This is a genomic window from Prevotella sp. CAG:592 (assembly GCF_000436015.1).
Classification (GTDB): Bacteria; Bacteroidota; Bacteroidia; order Bacteroidales; family Bacteroidaceae; genus Prevotella; species Prevotella pectinovora.
Window position 1 is genome coordinate 88,888 of record NZ_FR892558.1, and the last position, 16,466, is coordinate 105,353.

General features: G+C 47.3%; 16 protein-coding genes. 2 read left to right on the forward strand and 14 right to left on the reverse strand.

What is annotated here, in order from left to right; all coding sequences use genetic code 11:
- The 14 genes from QVO99_RS04865 to uxuA all read right to left on the reverse strand — a co-directional run.
- The coding region (locus QVO99_RS04865; protein ID WP_288176964.1) for a DUF58 domain-containing protein at nt 1-497 on the reverse strand (497 nt) is incomplete at its 3' end.
- Nucleotides 497-1,492 (reverse strand): AAA family ATPase, encoded by a 996-nt coding sequence (locus QVO99_RS04870; protein WP_022316479.1) that lies wholly within the window; start codon nt 1,490-1,492, stop codon nt 497-499. The genes QVO99_RS04870 and QVO99_RS04865, both read right to left, overlap by 1 nt.
- A gap of 131 nt (nt 1,493-1,623) precedes the next feature.
- Nucleotides 1,624-3,132 (reverse strand): HU family DNA-binding protein, encoded by a 1,509-nt coding sequence (locus tag QVO99_RS04875; RefSeq protein ID WP_288176965.1) that lies wholly within the window; start codon nt 3,130-3,132, stop codon nt 1,624-1,626.
- Entirely contained in the window at nt 3,133-3,420 is a 288-nt protein-coding gene (locus QVO99_RS04880) for an HU family DNA-binding protein (protein ID WP_022316481.1), read from the reverse strand. It lies immediately after the preceding gene.
- Nucleotides 3,421-3,441: 21 nt separating this feature from the next.
- Nucleotides 3,442-4,782: a 30S ribosomal protein S12 methylthiotransferase RimO gene (gene rimO, locus QVO99_RS04885; RefSeq protein WP_022316482.1), complete on the reverse strand. Its 1,341-nt coding sequence runs from the start codon at nt 4,780-4,782 to the stop codon at nt 3,442-3,444.
- The gene (gene ftsY, locus QVO99_RS04890) at nt 4,779-5,732 is read right to left on the reverse strand and encodes a signal recognition particle-docking protein FtsY (RefSeq protein ID WP_022316483.1); all 954 of its coding nucleotides are present in this window, start codon (nt 5,730-5,732) and stop codon (nt 4,779-4,781) included. The genes rimO and ftsY overlap by 4 nt, the downstream gene beginning before the upstream one ends.
- 129 nt (nt 5,733-5,861) lie before the next feature.
- A complete protein-coding gene (locus tag QVO99_RS04895) occupies nt 5,862-6,017 on the reverse strand; it encodes a DUF4295 domain-containing protein (protein ID WP_022316484.1) in 156 nt (51 codons plus the stop codon).
- Between the two features lie 21 nt (nt 6,018-6,038).
- Complete coding sequence (gene rpmG / locus QVO99_RS04900; protein WP_022316485.1) at nt 6,039-6,227, reverse strand: 50S ribosomal protein L33; 189 nt, start codon at nt 6,225-6,227, stop codon at nt 6,039-6,041.
- 4 nt (nt 6,228-6,231) lie between these two features.
- On the reverse strand, nt 6,232-6,495 hold the full coding sequence (gene rpmB / locus QVO99_RS04905) for a 50S ribosomal protein L28 (RefSeq protein WP_022316486.1): 264 nt from the start codon (nt 6,493-6,495) through the stop codon (nt 6,232-6,234).
- 286 nt (nt 6,496-6,781) lie between these two features.
- Nucleotides 6,782-7,441, reverse strand: coding sequence for an MgtC/SapB family protein (locus QVO99_RS04910; RefSeq protein ID WP_022316487.1), 660 nt, complete (start codon nt 7,439-7,441; stop codon nt 6,782-6,784).
- Between the two features lie 307 nt (nt 7,442-7,748).
- The gene (locus QVO99_RS04915; RefSeq protein WP_022316488.1) at nt 7,749-9,497 is read right to left on the reverse strand and encodes a phospho-sugar mutase; all 1,749 of its coding nucleotides are present in this window, start codon (nt 9,495-9,497) and stop codon (nt 7,749-7,751) included.
- 879 nt (nt 9,498-10,376) lie between these two features.
- A complete protein-coding gene (locus QVO99_RS04920; protein ID WP_022316490.1) occupies nt 10,377-11,858 on the reverse strand; it encodes a tagaturonate reductase in 1,482 nt (493 codons plus the stop codon).
- A gap of 176 nt (nt 11,859-12,034) precedes the next feature.
- Nucleotides 12,035-12,847, reverse strand: a complete 813-nt coding sequence (locus QVO99_RS04925) for an SDR family oxidoreductase (protein WP_022316491.1) — start codon at nt 12,845-12,847, stop codon at nt 12,035-12,037.
- 97 nt (nt 12,848-12,944) lie between these two features.
- The gene (gene uxuA / locus QVO99_RS04930; protein WP_022316492.1) at nt 12,945-14,165 is read right to left on the reverse strand and encodes a mannonate dehydratase; all 1,221 of its coding nucleotides are present in this window, start codon (nt 14,163-14,165) and stop codon (nt 12,945-12,947) included.
- Between the two features lie 240 nt (nt 14,166-14,405).
- Here uxuA and QVO99_RS04935 point away from each other — a divergent pair, with 240 nt between their 5' ends.
- Both QVO99_RS04935 and QVO99_RS04940 read left to right on the forward strand, forming a co-directional pair.
- Nucleotides 14,406-14,798, forward strand: a complete 393-nt coding sequence (locus tag QVO99_RS04935) for a DUF1573 domain-containing protein (RefSeq protein ID WP_022316493.1) — start codon at nt 14,406-14,408, stop codon at nt 14,796-14,798.
- A 42-nt stretch (nt 14,799-14,840) separates the two neighbouring features.
- Nucleotides 14,841-16,118: a DUF3078 domain-containing protein gene (locus QVO99_RS04940; RefSeq protein WP_022316494.1), complete on the forward strand. Its 1,278-nt coding sequence runs from the start codon at nt 14,841-14,843 to the stop codon at nt 16,116-16,118.
- The last annotated feature ends 348 nt before the right edge of the window (nt 16,119-16,466 follow it).

A 16,466-nucleotide genomic window follows, 5' to 3' on the forward strand; every position in this document is an offset into this window, starting at 1 on the left:
TGAAGAGCACAGGATATATCTGTGCGCTTGCTCTCAGGATGAAAGTCAAGCATCTCGTGGATTATATACAATATGTGTTTTCTTCCTTTCTTGGGCGGAATATACTTTTCTATCTTGTCAGAAAAGAACACTACTCCAATCTTATCGTTATTCTGTATCGCACTGAAAGCCAATGTTGCCGCAATCTCCGTTGCCTTGTCACGCTTTGTCTGCATGCGGGTGCCGAAGTCAAGAGATGCGCTGACGTCGATAAGCAGCATTACAGTAAGTTCTCGCTCTTCTTCATACACCTTCACATATGGTGAATTCATCCTTGCTGTGACATTCCAGTCTATATCACGCACGTCATCGCCATACTGATATGCACGCACTTCGCTAAAGGCCATTCCTCGTCCTTTGAAGGCCGAGTGATATTGACCAGCAAATATATTATTGCTAAGTCCGCGAGAATGGATTTCAATCTTGCGGACCTTCTTCAACAAATCCTGAGCTTCCATCAAGGAACCTCCACTTTATTTAATATTTTACTTATGATCTCCTCTCCTGTCACGTTGTCTGCCTCAGCCTCGTAAGAAAGTCCAATGCGGTGACGCAATACGTCATATGCTACGGAACGTACATCCTCTGGTACCACATATCCTCTGTGATTGATAAATGCATACGCTCTGGCAGCTTTGGCCAGATTGATGCTGGCACGAGGGCTTCCTCCAAAGGTTATCAGAGGTTTGATATTCTCCAATCCATAACGCTCAGGATAACGTGTCGCAAACACGATATCTGCGATATACTGCTCAATCTTTTCGTCGAGATATACTTGATTTACTATTTTCCTGGCATTGAGTATCTCAGACGCTTCAACAACTGGTTTGATATCTGCCTTCAGACCATTGAGATTCTCCCTGATAATCTGCTTTTCCTCTTCGATAGTGGGATAATCAATTATCACTTTCAACATAAAACGGTCTACCTGCGCCTCTGGCAACTGATATGTTCCCTCCTGCTCTATAGGATTCTGAGTTGCCATTACTAGGAAAGGACTTGGCAGGTCAAATGTTGTACTACCGATTGTCACTTGATGTTCCTGCATAGCCTCGAGCAATGCGCTCTGAACCTTTGCCGGAGCACGGTTTATCTCATCTGCAAGAATGAAGTTTGAGAAGACCGGACCTTTCTTCACTTGGAAGCTCTCGGTCTTCTGTGAATATATCAATGTACCAATAACGTCGGCCGGCAACAGGTCTGGTGTGAATTGTATGCGGCTGAATTCTGTGTTGACGAGTTGTGCAAGGGTCTTGATGGCAAGGGTCTTTGCCAATCCCGGTACACCTTCCAGCAATATATGTCCATCGCTCAGCAGACCAATAAGCAGGCTGTCCACCAAGTGTTTTTGTCCCACAATGACACCTTCCATGCCACGCTTGATGCTTGTTATAAAAGCACTTTGTTGTTCAATCAGAATGTTTAGCTCTCTAATGTCTATAACTTCTGCCATGATTTTCGTTGTATATTTTGTTAAAATAAATGTTCCAAATCTCTTTATACCGCAAAAGTAATAATTTTAAATTCGGTTATAAGAGATTTAGAACATAAATAATATTAAAATGAGTTGACAGGCGCTTAATTTTAAGAAACTTTGTTATTCGCAGCTTTCTTCTTGAGTTTAAGTTTAGGAATATTTATAGTTTCCCCAACTTTAACCTCAGATTTGCCGTTATGCACCTGAAGGTAACATTCCATTCCCTCTCCTAGATAACGGCGTGCGAGCACCTTCATCGTTTGACCATCCTTCACTTTCACAGTTCTGTCGGTACCTTCTATCACATATGCCCCTGTCTTGACCATTCTTTTTGCACTTTGGATTTCAGAATTCTCAGTTTCTGAAATATGATCTTGTACATCTTTTATTTCAGCCTTCCCCCCCTTCTCAACATTGTCTTCCCCTGCAATATTCACCTTTGCGGCTATGGTGTCGGCAGCCTTTGATACTGCAGCCTTCTGATAACCGTTTTTCTTTGATGGATAAGCCTTTTTGACAACCACAACTTTACTGGCAGGAACACTTCTTTCGTTTTTGCCTCCAAGATACAAACCCGCAACAAAAGCCGATGCAATGCTTGCCAACGCAAGCAACGACAAAAGAACAAGTTTCACATTTCCTGCTTTCTTATGCGCCTTTCTTGTGTCACCTTCAGGAATTCCTGAAGCAACATAAGCCATTTGAGATTGTCCTTGTGCATTTCGCCTCTCTGTTTCATCGCTAACCACGAATGGATCTTGTGACTTTTCCTTGTTGTCCAGGGCATTATTGTCGGAGTCAGGAAATGTCTCGTCGACAACATTCGGGCTATCACCAGCCTGCAGGGCTGACGGTGATGGCTGATTATCACTTGGATCCTTTTCCGTTTCTGATTCTGAATCTGGAGTTTCTCCAGAAACCAACGATAGTTCATCTTCAGTCTTGAAGGAAATGCGAGATTCTGCTTCATTATCAGCATGCACCAGAGCGTCTGTGTTGCCTGATTGTGAATTATGAGAGTCAAGAGTATCGGTTGAATTATTCAATATTACTTCTTCTTCAGTAGCAGCATCAGATTCGGCTTCAACGATCCCGTCATCCGACCCAACTTCTTTCGCAATGTCTAATTCAGACCCGCAATGGCCATCATTCCCATAATCAACTGATAATCTGGAGTTTTCTCCACTAACCGAAGTGTTATCGACTGTTGAATTATTCTCAGATTCACTATCCTTATTACCTATATTCCCGTTTTCTGCTTCTACGTTTTCGTTTGGCATACTTCCAAACTCAACTCCATCGTTCAGCTCAACGGTTTCGAACTGTGAAAATGGCTTGTTCACCATTTCCTTCAGCGAATTCTCGGGTGTGAAAGTAATTTTCGTATGACCATCGATCAGCACCCTCTCGCCAGTATTCACGTCAACGCTCTCGCGGTCTCTGACTTCTATAAGCTTGAAAGTGCCAAATCCCTTTATCTTCACAAGTTTGTCAGCCTTTAGGCCATCATGGATTACGGCAAAGAAGGCATCAAGATAGTTCTCTGCTTCTGAAATTCGTATGTTCTTCTTTTTCGCGAGCTGACTGGCTATGTCTTTCATCAATATCTTGCCCATTTATTGAAGTCCTCCATTTTTTATTTTTTCTTTTATAGTGGACGAGGGCTTGAAGGAAAGTACCAATTTCGGTGGGACGAGCATTCTCTTCTTTGTGTTCGGCGAGACCATTATACGCTCCATACGTTTCTTGACTTCAAAAGAACCGAAGTTGCTGAATGATACAACGTCACCTTTTTGAAAACACTCGTTCATTACATCTACGAGCGTGTATGAAAACATCTGAGCATCCTCAGGATCCATGCCCGTACGATTAGCCACTTCAGAAATGAAACTTTTGTTGTTCATATAGTTTCTCCTTATACACATTTATGCCCTTCCCAATACGGTGGCATATACATCAAACTCTTCAGAACCGGTGATTTCGACAATATAGAATCCTCCGATTTCCAATTCCATCCCGTCATGGGCCTCGATAAGAACCTCCGGGTCAACCTCTGGTGAGGAGTATTCGCTGCGCGCAATGTAATAATCACCTTCCCTGCGGTCTACAATAACTTTCAGTTCTTTTCCGATTTTCTCAGCTTCGAGCTCAGCACTTATACGCTCCTGCACACGCATAAGTCTGTCAAGACGGCATTGTTTCACGTCGTATGGAACGTCATCTTTATAATGCTCTGCACTATATGTACCTTCTTCCTCAGAATATGCAAAGGCTCCCATTCGTTCGAATCTTGCCCATTTCACGAACTTCACCAGCTCGTCAAAATCCTCATCGGTCTCGCCTGGGAATCCAACCATCAACGTAGTACGGATGCAAATCCCTGGAACAGCCTCTCTGAGTTTCTCAATCAGTTTGTATGTTTCCTGGCTTGACGTGTTGCGCCGCATCGCAGTCAGCATATGGTCAGAGACGTGCTGCAAAGCGATGTCGAGGTAATTGCAGACATTATCGTGGTTTCTAATTACATCCAACAATTCAAACGGGAAGTTGTTAGGATAGGCATAATGCAATCGTATCCATTCCACTCCCTCAACATTTGCCATTCTCTCCACTAGTTCAGCGATGCTTTGCCTGCCATAGAGGTCCACTCCATAATACGTAAGTTCCTGAGCGATAATCTGGAACTCTTTCACACCCTCCTTGACGAGAGTCTCCATCTCTGCAATTATATCTTCCATTGGGCGGCTCTTGTGCTTTCCTGTGATGATAGGTATGGCACAATACGCACAATGACGGTCACATCCCTCACTGATTTTTATGTATGAATAATGAGCTGGTGTGGTCTTTTGTTTAAATGATCCGTCCGCACATGACGATACGGTTGCTTTCTCGCAGACAAATCCCTTTGCGGCTCCCAAATCATCAATCAGATCCTTGAAGTCGAATTTGCCATAAAACTTGTCCACCTGTGGAATTTCCGCAGACAATTCTTCTCTGTAACGCTGTGACAAGCAACCCATTACAAACAATTTATCAAGCAAGCCTTCATCCTTAGCTTGAGCGAATCGGAGAATCATCTCTATGCTCTCCTCTTTTGCGTCGCCTATAAATCCGCATGTATTTATTATAGCAATCTCTCCCTCAGGATGGTCGCAGTCATGGGTACATGTGTAACCGATTCTCTTGAACCGTCGCATCAGGGACTCCGTATCAACAAGATTTTTGGAGCACCCCATGGTTATGAAATCTATCTGATTGCGTATCACTTGTCTGTATCGAATAATGAGTCTACGAATTGTTTCTTGTCAAAAATCTGAAGGTCGTCAACACCCTCTCCGAGTCCTATGTATTTCACTGGCACTTTGAGCTGGTCTGATATTCCTATCACTACGCCGCCCTTTGCAGTACCATCGAGTTTCGTTATGGCCAGGCTCGTAATCTGAGTAACGGCAGCAAACTGTTTTGCCTGCTCAAAGGCGTTCTGTCCTGTAGAGCCGTCGAGCACGAGCATCACCTCGTCCGGTGCGGTCGGTATGAGTTTCTTCAGCACATCCTTTATTTTCTTCAGCTCGTTCATTAGTCCCACCTTGTTGTGTAGCCTTCCTGCCGTGTCAATAAGCACCACGTCAGCATCATTAGCCATAGCAGAGCTTAACGTGTCGTAAGCTACGCTTGCAGGGTCTGCACCCATCTGTTGTTTTACTACAGGCACTCCGACTCTTTCTCCCCAGATGCACAACTGCTCTACGGCAGCAGCCCTGAACGTGTCGGCCGCTCCGAGATAGACTTTCTTTCCTGCGTTTTTGAACTGTTTTGCGAGTTTTCCGATTGTCGTGGTCTTCCCCACTCCATTCACTCCGACAACGAGCACGACGTATGGTTTGCGACCCTCCGGCAGGTTCCAGTCCGTCACATCATTGCTGTCATCGAGGAGCTTTGATATTTCATCTCTCAGAATACCGTTCAGCTCAGAGGTGGAGACATACTTGTCTCTTGCCACACGCTCCTCTATACTGTTTATTATTTTGATGGTAGTGTCTACCCCCACGTCGGAAGTTATCAACACTTCCTCCAGGTCGTCAAGCACTTCGTCATCAACCTTAGATTTGCCTGCCACCACATGAGCGAGTTTTGAGAACACGCTCTGTTTTGTTTTTTCGAGTCCTTTGTCAAGGGTCTCTTTATTTTTCTTTGTGAATAGTCCGAAAAATCCCATAATGATATTTTATATTATGCTACAAAATTACGCAAAAAAGCTCATTTCCACAAATAAAAAACCAACAAGCTAACGAAAAAAGGGCTGCAACCTGTAATTGCAGCCCTTAATATCATTTAAGAGATAGATTTATTTGAAGAAATCTTTCACAGCCTCATTGGGAACCATACGCTCATCGAAACAATAGGCACCTGTCTTGGGGCTCTTTACCATCTTTATAACCTTTGTATATGCGCGACCATCGTTTGAACCATCACGAAGGGTGGCGACTGCTTTCTTTGCCATTTTCTAATGTATTTTATTAGATTATTTAATTTCTTTGTGGAGAGTCATTCTCTTGAGAATAGGATTGTATTTCTTCAGCTCCATTCTCTCAGGAGTGTTCTTGCGGTTCTTGGTCGTTACGTAACGACTTGTTCCCGGCATTCCGCTCTCTTTCATCTCAGTGCATTCAAGGATTACCTGAACGCGGTTGCCTTTAGCCTTCTTTGCCATTGTATTATTCTCCTATAACTTTTATATCTTTCCAATCACAATAGCCCTTAGATACAGCCATCTTGAGAGCTGCATCAAGACCAGCCTTGTTAATCAGACGAAGACCTGCAGCACTAATCTTCAGACTAATCCAGCACTGCTCTTCTACATAATAGAATTTCTTATTAAACAGATTTACGTCAAAGCTGCGCTTTGTGCGATGCTTTGAGTGGGATACGTTATTACCCATCTGGGCTTTCTTTCCCGTGATTTGACAAATTTTAGACATTTCTATCTACGTTTTTTGTTGTTTCCTTTTGATACTTATTCCAAACAGGGTGCAAAATTACAAACTTTTTCCGATTTAGCAAAGTTTTCCTACTTCACAGTTGTTAAATTAAGTTTTTTTTACGTTTAAACGCTGCTAATCCATAACTATTCAAGTTATCAAGCGATTATAACCATCTGACCGGAATAGTATCATCATAATATAATGGACAAAGTATATGTCAATATCAGTAGATTGCAGCGCTCCAACTTACTCTTTCAAGCCTGTGCATCACAGGCAAGGAGAATTACACCTCTACCGCGGATATCGTAACGTCGGTAAACTGGTCCATATAATCTATGACGCGCAGTTTGTCGTTCGACCCACGCTTTACTTTAAGGTGAAGGTTTGCCTCTAGGAATTCTCCCTGTGATGTACGCCGCTCCTTTATTTCATACGACCTCACGTCCATGCCGTCGTGCCGCATTTTTGCTATAAGCTGTCGGATGCTTTCTATCGAAGGTGCGGAAAAGGACAGATCAACCACCGTAGAGCCGAGCTGCGGAATCAGGGCATTTATCACTTCGAGACCGAACAGCACCATTACCGTGGCAATGGTGGCGGCCAGATACATTCCCGTACCACAAGCCAGTCCTATGGCCGCCGTCACCCACAAGCCGGCTGCCGTTGTGAGTCCGCGCACCACGTTTTTCTGAAAGATGATTGTTCCTGCTCCGAGGAATCCGATGCCCGACACGACCTGTGCCGCCACACGTGATGAATCCTTCAGGTCGAAGCCGAAACCGAACTGCGACACCACGCAAAACAGCGCACTACCCAACGCCACGAGGAAATGGGTGCGGAATCCAGCCTCCTTGGCTCTATACTCCCGCTCTATGCCTATCGCTCCTCCCAGCACAAGGGCGAGCGAAAGACGGATGGTCAAATCTACATATGAAGCTTCCATTGCTAATATCAAGAGTTTATCAAATCAAAGCCTGCCACAATCGACATGGCGAGCATCCAGATGCAAATTTACTAATAATCGGGAACAATACAAACTTTCATGACGTGAAAAAGAACGACACGGTCGAAAAGCGAATCGAAAAAAATGCGTTTCCATCGGCAGGCTGCCAGAGGTTGCTGTTGTCAGAATACCCGATGAAATCAGGCAAAAGCCAATATGTGGCCGAGCATCAAGCATAACCGCATATTGGCTTAAACCATTATATTTCACAATTGTCTGCAGGATTTCGCCTGCAAGTATTGTTTTGTCAATCCAGTCCGAGAGATTTCTTGATTGCCTCTATCTTTTCGTCGGCAGCCTTGCTGCAGCGCTGGTAGCATCCAGCACACTTCATCGTGTCTTTAACTTCAAGATAGAATTTGATTTTAGGCTCTGTGCCGGAAGGACGGACGCTGACCTTTGTCTTGTCGTCGCAGAACCACTGGAGCACGTTGCTTGTGGTCGGCATATCGAGTTTCTCCACGGTTCCGTCTGCCTTCTTTGCCTCCAGTGTCTTGTAGTCTTTCCAGAGCACCACCTTGCTACCTCCGAGCTCTTTAGGAGGATTGTTGCGGAAGTTCTCCATCATCAGCTTGATTTCATCGGCTCCGCTCTTTCCCGGGCGAACCACATTGACTGTGAATTCCTTTGAGAATCCGTATTCGAGATATATCTGCATGAGCAGGTCGTAGAGCGTCTTGCCCTGGTCTTTTGCCCATGCTGCTATTTCACAGATGAGGCATATTGAAGCAGGAGCGTCCTTGTCTCTCACCTTGTCGTAAGGCAGGAATCCGAAGCTTTCCTCTCCTCCTCCGATATAGTCTTGCTTGCCCTCAGAGATGGCTATTTCGCGTGCAATCCACTTGAATCCGGTGTAGCAGTCTCTGAGTTCCACATTGTTCTTCTTTGCTATCTCGGCGATGACTTCTGTCGTCACAATAGTCTTCACGAGATAGTCTGTAGGCTTCAGCTTGCCCAGTTTCTTCTTGTTTTCTATGATGTAATAGCAGAACATCATGCAAGTCTGGTTTCCGTTGATGATCACCCACTCTCCCTTGTCGTCGCGGCATACTATAGCGAGGCGGTCGGCATCAGGGTCGGTGGCCACCACGAGGTCGGCATTGAGCTTTGTTCCGAGTTTCATTCCGAGAGTCATGGCCTCGGAATTCTCCGGGTTTGGCGACACTACAGTGGGGAAGTTTCCGTCTACCACCATCTGCTCCGGCACGACGTTGATATTCTGGAATCCCCATGAGCGCAGGCAGAGAGGCACAATCACCCTACCCGTTCCGTGCATTGGCGAGTATACGATATTGAGGTCTTTCTGTCGGTTGATGACGTCCTGGTCTATCATTGCCGTGTGAACAGCCTGCATGTAGTCATAGTCCATTTCTCCGCCGATTATCTTGATGAGATCTTTGTTGGCTTCGGCCTTCACGTCTTCCATCTTCACCTTGTTCACCTCTTCGATGATTCCTGTGTCGTGTGGCGAGAGCACCTGTGCTCCGTCGCTCCAGTAAGCCTTGTATCCGTTGTACTCTTTAGGGTTGTGGGATGCTGTCACATTCACTCCTGCCTTAGCTCCGAGCTTTCTTATGGCGAAAGATATTTCCGGTGTCGGGCGCAGGCTTTCGAAGAGGTAAACCTTTATACCGTTGGCTGAGAATATTGCCGCCACGGTCTCGGCAAAGAGTCTGGAATTGTTTCTGCAGTCGTGGCCTACCACCACGCTCAGTCCCTCTTCGCCGGGGAATGCTTTCAGGATATAGTTTGCGAATCCCTGTGTCGCCATTCCTACAATATACTTGTTCATGCGGTTTGTTCCGGCTCCCATGATGCCTCTCAGTCCGCCTGTACCGAATTCCAGGTTCTGATAGAAAGCGTCAATCAGCGCCGATTTGTCTTCAGCGTCGAGCATAGCCTTGACTTCTGTGCGTGTTTCTTCGTCGAAAGCCGGAGAAAGCCACTGCTTGGCTCTCTCTTCACACAATGCGATGAGTTCTTTGCTATTTTCCATAATTGCTATTTTGTTTTAGATTATTGTTTTTAGACTGTCTGAAAGTTGCCGTCTCCGAAGAGTGGCGGTAAACATGCCCATTGCAAAGATAGTGTATTTTATCCAAGTAGAAAAACAATTATGCATGCATTATTCAAAAAAAATGCAAAAAGAAAGGGCGCCCCGCATTTCTGCGAAACACCCGGGATGCATCATAGTATATAAAGGTTAGTTTCGTTAAGGCAGCACAACGCTTGTCCTTGGGGCGTCGTCATACGATTCCCTGTTCCGTCATCGCCTTTGCCACCTTCAGGAAAACCAGCCGTTCGATGAGATTTGGCCTGTCGAACTCAGGACGCTTGTTATATGCTTGGTTACTGAAAAAAATCTCACTTATATATATGTAGTCATGTTTTTTTATAGTGCAAAGATACACTAAATATCCAAAACGCCAAACATTCTTCAAGTATTTCATGGCAATCAACGTGAAAACGTAAGTATATTTGACTGATTTGATAAATTAATTTACAAAGTGCCTTGACAACGTGCCATTTTTCAACAAACCGACGCTAAGAGAAACAGAATAAACTGATTTGACATACAAACAGACGGGGTAAACAAACTGGCGGGAATCAAGACATGAAAAACGCCAGAGAGAGAATAACCAGAGGGCAATGGATAGAAGAAGCCAAGAGACCACCGAAGAGCAGGGACCAGCAGACAACTGACAGAAGAAATAAACAAGCTGGGGGAGAGGACCAGCCAAAGGGGTATTTACGAAAAAAGGACGAGGGGCAAAATAAACGCCCTTCGTCCTTATAGCAAATATCAATTTTCCATGACAGACCTCCACTGTCGCTTGCGCCTGCATGGCACGTCTGTCAGAATCCTTTATCATTCTTACAGAATAGTCTTCACAGCCTCGAGCATACCCTTCTCCTGGATGAGGTCGAGGTCTTTCTTCACGAGCTCTGCAAGTCCTGGAACTGTCTTGTTCAGGTCCTCATGCCAGATGTAGTCGAATGCGAGCACGCCTTCAGCCACCTTCTGTGTGTCACCAGTAGCCCAGAGCTCCTGCAGCTTCTCGATTATCTTAGCGTCATCGTTTGGCTTGATTTCTGCTCCGTCTTCGCGCACTCCACCTTTATAATATGTGATGATGGCAGCCAGACCGAACACGAGTCCCTGTGGGAGTTCTCCCTTTCGTTCGAGGTAAACCTTCACTCCTGGCAGGTCGCGTGTCTCATACTTAGGGAATGAGTTAAGCATGATGCTTGTCACCTGGTGGTCAACGAATGGATTCTCAAAGCGCTCCAGCACGTCAGATGCGAACTGCTGCAGCTCGTCCATAGGCAGGTTTAGAGTCTGCATGAGTTCTTCAAACTGCACTTTGTGTATATACTTGCCGAGCACAGGATGCTCGCAAGCGTCGCGCACGATATTCACTCCGCTCAGATAAGTTACAGGGCTCAACACGGTGTGAGGGCCGTTGAGCAATGTCACCTTGCGCTCGTGGTATGGCTTCTCGTTGTCTGTGATGAGCACGTGGAGTCCAGCCTTGTCTGCCGGGAATTCTTCCTTCATCTGCTCCACGGTCATGTTCTCTGCCTTCTCGATTACCCAGAGGTGGAAGCTCTCAGCCTTCACCACGAGGTTGTCCTTGTAGCAAACCTTCTGCTGGATTTCGTTGATGGTGTCGCGTGGGAAACCAGGAACGATACGGTCTACGAGTGTTGCGCATACGAAGCAATGGTCGGTAAACCAAGCTTTGAATCCCTCGTAGTCTGCCCCCATGTCCTCTTTCCAGAGTTCGATATACTGGTAGATGCATTCCTTGAGATGGTGTCCGTTGAGGAAGATGAGCTCGCAAGGCATGAGAATCATTCCCTTTGATGGGTCTCCGTCGAAGAACTTATATCTGTGGAAGAGCAGCTGCACGAGCTTGCCTGGATATGAAGATGCAGGAGCGTCGGTGAATTTGCAGCTGTCGTCGAAGGCTATACCTGCCTCTGTGGTGTTCGAGATGATGAATCTCATCTCCGGCTGCTCAGCGAGAGCCATGAAAGCCTGGTTCTGTGAGTATGGGTTGAGGGCGCGACTGATCACGTCGATGCGCTCGAGTGTGTTTACCGGCTGTCCGTTTTCCTTTCCCTGAAGGTTCACGTGATAGAGGCAGTCCTGACCGTTGAGCCAGTCCACCATGCCGCCTGCCAATGGCTGAACCACTACTACAGAGCCGTTGAAGTCTGTCTTCTGGTTCATCTTCCATACGATCCAATCAACAAACGCACGGAGGAAGTTTCCTTCGCCGAACTGGATGATTTTCTCTGGCATTACACTTTTTGGTGCAGTCCTTTTGTTTAAAGCTTGCAATTTCTTCATGATTTGTATTTAGTTAATTGATTATTAGTTTCAGATTAATTGCCGGTTTCAGCTTTTCTTCTTTGAAATCCTTTGCAAATTTAATGTTTTTATAATTGAGCCGACATGGATTTGCAATCTTTTCGTCGAAAAAAATACGAAAAGGTTTGCGCAATCCATGCCGGTCGGCCTTGTCGTTACATGGCAAACACGTTGAAGCCTCCGTCTACCACGGCTACCGTGCCCGTGACGAACTTCGCCGCATCGCTCATCAGATAGTGTATCGTGCCGCAGAGCTCCTCGGGGTCGCCCATTCTTCCGAATGGAGTCTGATGTATCACGTCTCTGCCTCGCTGCGTGTATGTTCCGTCGGGATTGGTGAGCAGGTTGCGGTTCTGCTCCGTGATGAAGAATCCCGGGGCTATGGCGTTCACTCGTATTCCCTCTCCGAATTTCTTTGCGCATTCAGTTGCCATGAATTCGGTGAAGTTGCTGATGCCCGCCTTTGCAGCTGCATATCCGCAGACGCGTGTGATTGGTCTGAAGGCTGCCATCGACGAGAAGTTGATGATGGAGCCCTTTCCCTGCTTCACCATCGGCTCGAGGAACACCTGTGTAGGTATGACGGTTCCCGTGAGGTTCAGTTCCAGCACTTTCTGGAAGTCTTCCACCTCGAGGTCGAAGAAGTTTCCTTCTGGCGCTATCACGGCTCCTGCCATGTTTCCTCCTGCGGCATTGAGCAGCGTGTCGATCCTTCCGTATTTTTCGAGGATGTCCTTGCAGTTCTGCTTCACGGTCTGCTGACACATCACGTCGGTCTTCATGAATTCACAATGTCCTCCCTCTGCCGTGATGTCGGCAACGATTTCGGCTCCCACATTTTCCTTTCTGCCGAGGATTATCACTTTCGCGCCTTCTTTGGCGAGATATTTTGCTATGGTGCGTCCGAGCACTCCCGTGCCTCCTGTTATGACCACCACATAGTCTTTGATGTCAAATAGTTTGTTCATGCCTTTGTCGTATTTTATGCTCCTGGCGCCATTACGGCCGGTCTGGAGCTTGATTTGATATAATGATAAGAAATGTCTTAGTCTCCGCTGCTGCGGTTTACCACAATCCCGGCTGTCGGTATTCCTTTCCGAGCTCTCTGTCAACGGTTGCTATGATTCCCTGCACCTGTCCCATGGCGAACATCCGTCCCAGGAAGCTGTATCCGGCGTTGTAGCCCCGGTTTTCGTCGCCGAGCATTGTCATTCCGTGGTCCACTCTCATCGGCAGCTTCCCGATGTTCGGGTTGCCGGAGCGTCTTGTCTCCTCTTTCTCGAAGATGCGCGCCAGTTCTATCAGGTCTGCGCGGCCTCCCAGATGCGAGGCTTCGGTAAAGTCGCCGTTGTCGAACACGTGGCATGAACGCAGATGTACGAACCACGTGCGTGAACAGTATTTCCTTGCCAGTTCCACCACGTCGTTGTGTTGTCCTGCCGAGAGCGACCCTGCACAGAAGGTGAGCCCGTTGTGAGGATTGTCCACCGCTTCGAGAAACCACCTGATGTCCTCGTCAGAGGTCACGATTCTTGGCAGTCCGAGTATCGGGAATGGAGGGTCGTCGGGATGCACACACATATACATGTCATACTCCTCGCATGTTGGCATTATGGCATTGAGGAAGTATTTCATGTTCTCTCTGAGCTGCTCTTTGGTGATTCCCTTATACAGGTCGAGCAGCTGGCGGAAGAGCTCCACGGGATGTTCGTCGTCCTCCTTTATGTTTCCGCTCACGAAGCCCTGTGTCTTCACTATGATGTTCTCCACGAGCTTGTGGTTGTCTTCAGCGGTCATGGTCTGCTTCATCTTCTCCACCTCTGCCGCCACGTCCTGCCAGTCCTTCTCTGCCCCCTGGCGTTTCAGTATGCAGATGTCGAAGTAAGCAAATTCCGCCCTTGAGAAGAAGAGGTTCGTGGTGCCGTTAGGGTTGGGGTGGCTGAGGTCGGTCCTCGCCCAGTCGAGCACGGGCATGAAGTTGTAGCAGATAGTATGTATGCCCTCGAGCGAGAGGTTCTTCAGGCTCTCCTTGTAGTTTTCTATCAGCCGGTCGCGGTCATCTCCCGCATACTTTATGCTTTCCGACACAGGCAGGCTTTCCACCACCGACCACCTCATGCCGTAGCTTTCGATATATTCCCTGAGGTCTCTGATTTTCTCTCTTGTCCACACCTCTCCGTTTGGCACGTCATGAAGCGCGGTGACGATTCCTTCCACTCCTATCTGCCTGAGCATGTCGAGTGTTATCTTGTCGTTCTTGCCGAACCATCTCCAAGTTCTTTCCATTTTTTGATTATGTTTTAAATTTGCTGAATAGCTATTTTAATATTGGTCAAATAGCGTTTGTGTAAACCATGCCTGACATGGCTGATTATGCATTGCAAAGATAGTGCTTTATTTTCCAACTCCGCCCCGCGAGCCGTTAATAATAGTAAAAATAATGTATAAACTTTGTTCTCTCGAAAAGAAAAGATACCTTTGCATTACAAAACAATAATTCATTTGACAATAAAAACATTTAAAGAGATGAAAAAGCTATTGTTCACAACGATAATGTTGTTTGCGCTTGTCGCCACCGCCTTTGCCCAGAGCGACGCCAGAATAAGTTTTGATGCCACCACCTTCAACTTCGGCACGTTTCCCGAGTCAAAGCTGCAGACCCACGTGTTCACGTTCAAGAACACGGGCACGGCTCCACTCATCGTGAACCAGGCCGTGGCAAGCTGCGGATGCACCGTCGCCACATACACCAAGAAGCCCGTAGCTCCGGGCGAGAAAGGCGAAGTGAAGGTGACCTACAACGGCAAGGGCAAGTTTGAGGGCCACTTCAAGAAGAGCATCACCGTGAGGACAAACGGCACTCCGGAGCTGGTGCGCCTCTACATCGAGGGCAACATGACCACCGACGGAGCGAAATAACCCCCGCCGAAAGAGCAAACGCAAGCATACGATTACTTTTTTATGAATATCAGACACATCATTCTCCTTCTCTTCCTCGCCACCTGTGTGGGAGCTTCTGCCCAACACCCCTTCAAGACGAGAAAGAGCAAGGCGAAAGACACCCTTATCGTGAAGACCTACGCCGACTCGCTGCTATCGGCCAGGGAGAGGATATATGCCGCCCCCGACAGCTGCACAGAAGCCGACGGACGTCTCTTCCGCCTCTTCTCCCCCACAACATTCTATCATTCCGTGGCGGGCGACTATCTCGGCAGCACCCCCGTTGACGACCGCGAGATGGCTATCGACATGGCGCTGATGAACGTCTACCTTAACAAGCCCCGGTTGGTCACAAAGAGTGAACGCTCGCTCAGGCGCATGGGCGAGATACACGAGGAGATGAAGACTCCAATAAGAAAAAAGGAGATGCTCGTGAGCAGAGCCGACGACGACGTGATAGACAACGCCGGATTAGACCTTCCGCTGGAGATAATCGTGAAGAAACCGAACTTCTGGAAGTATCAGGGCGAATACTACCTGCAGATGCTCCAGAACTACGTGTCGTCAAACTGGTATAAGGGCGGCGAGAGCAACTACTCCATGGTGGCAAGCGCAATAATGCAGGCCAACTACAACAACAAGCAGAAAGTGAAGTTTGACAACAAGCTGGAGATGAAACTGGGCTTCCAGACATCGCGCGGCGACACTCTCCACAGCTTCAAGACCTCGGAAGACCTCATACGCTACACCGGACGACTCGGATTGCAGGCATCCAAGAAATGGTATTACTCACTGCAGCTCATCGCCTACACACAGTTCGCACGCGGATTCAAGAGCAACGACGCCACGGTATATTCCGACATCCTCTCGCCTCTCAACGTCAACGTGTCTGTCGGTATGGACTACAACGTGGTGTGGCTCAACAAACGCCTCACCGGAACCATACAGATGGCTCCGCTGGCATACAACTTCCGCTACGTGGGACGCAAGGCGCTCGCCACACGCTACGGACTGAAAGAGGGCGACCACACGCTCAACGACTTCGGTTCGGAATGCACGATAGACCTCACATGGGCTTTCGCGCCGAACGTCAAGTGGAAGACCCGCCTCTACGGCTACACCACCTACAAGCGAGCCGAACTGGAATGGGAAAACACGCTGATGTTCCAGTTCAACAAATACATATCCTCAAACGTCTTCGTCTATCCCCGTTTCGACGACGGCGCCAAGCGCGACAAAGACCACGGATACTGGCAGCTGAAAGAATATGCATCAATAGGATTCACGTATTCGTTCTGACAAAACGGGCTTGTGAGAGAAGAGGTTACACCCATCTAACAAGTTCCGGATACAACGGCACAGAAAGAGAAGACCCAATCGAGTAGGAGGTAAACACTTATCATAGGTGTTTATCTCCTACTCTCGTGTTTACCGGCCTTTCACACCACCGCACATGCGGTTCCGCATACGGCGGTTCCTATTTAGGGGTACAATTTTCAACCCGGAAGATTATCCGGAACACAGAGCTACGACAACTGCATGAAAGGAAACAAGGGAGGAATCACTATCGCAACTTTCTTCCAGATGGCAAGAGATCTGGCTAATGTGGACCTCAAGGAGATGGCAAGGGAAAGAGGGAAAAGAGAG

Coding starts and splice junctions, on each gene's coding strand:
- QVO99_RS04870 (WP_022316479.1), bottom strand. CDS start 1,492: ATGGCAGAAGTTATAGACATTAGAGAGCTAAACATTCTGATTGAACAA.
- QVO99_RS04875 (WP_288176965.1), bottom strand. CDS start 3,132: ATGGGCAAGATATTGATGAAAGACATAGCCAGTCAGCTCGCGAAAAAG.
- QVO99_RS04880 (WP_022316481.1), bottom strand. CDS start 3,420: ATGAACAACAAAAGTTTCATTTCTGAAGTGGCTAATCGTACGGGCATG.
- ftsY (WP_022316483.1), bottom strand. CDS start 5,732: ATGGGATTTTTCGGACTATTCACAAAGAAAAATAAAGAGACCCTTGAC.
- QVO99_RS04895 (WP_022316484.1), bottom strand. CDS start 6,017: ATGGCAAAGAAAGCAGTCGCCACCCTTCGTGATGGTTCAAACGATGGT.
- rpmG (WP_022316485.1), bottom strand. CDS start 6,227: ATGGCAAAGAAGGCTAAAGGCAACCGCGTTCAGGTAATCCTTGAATGC.
- rpmB (WP_022316486.1), bottom strand. CDS start 6,495: ATGTCTAAAATTTGTCAAATCACGGGAAAGAAAGCCCAGATGGGTAAT.
- QVO99_RS04910 (WP_022316487.1), bottom strand. CDS start 7,441: ATGGAAGCTTCATATGTAGATTTGACCATCCGTCTTTCGCTCGCCCTT.
- QVO99_RS04915 (WP_022316488.1), bottom strand. CDS start 9,497: ATGGAAAATAGCAAAGAACTCATCGCATTGTGTGAAGAGAGAGCCAAG.
- QVO99_RS04920 (WP_022316490.1), bottom strand. CDS start 11,858: ATGAAGAAATTGCAAGCTTTAAACAAAAGGACTGCACCAAAAAGTGTA.
- QVO99_RS04925 (WP_022316491.1), bottom strand. CDS start 12,847: ATGAACAAACTATTTGACATCAAAGACTATGTGGTGGTCATAACAGGA.
- uxuA (WP_022316492.1), bottom strand. CDS start 14,165: ATGGAAAGAACTTGGAGATGGTTCGGCAAGAACGACAAGATAACACTC.
- QVO99_RS04935 (WP_022316493.1), top strand. CDS start 14,406: ATGAAAAAGCTATTGTTCACAACGATAATGTTGTTTGCGCTTGTCGCC.
- QVO99_RS04940 (WP_022316494.1), top strand. CDS start 14,841: ATGAATATCAGACACATCATTCTCCTTCTCTTCCTCGCCACCTGTGTG.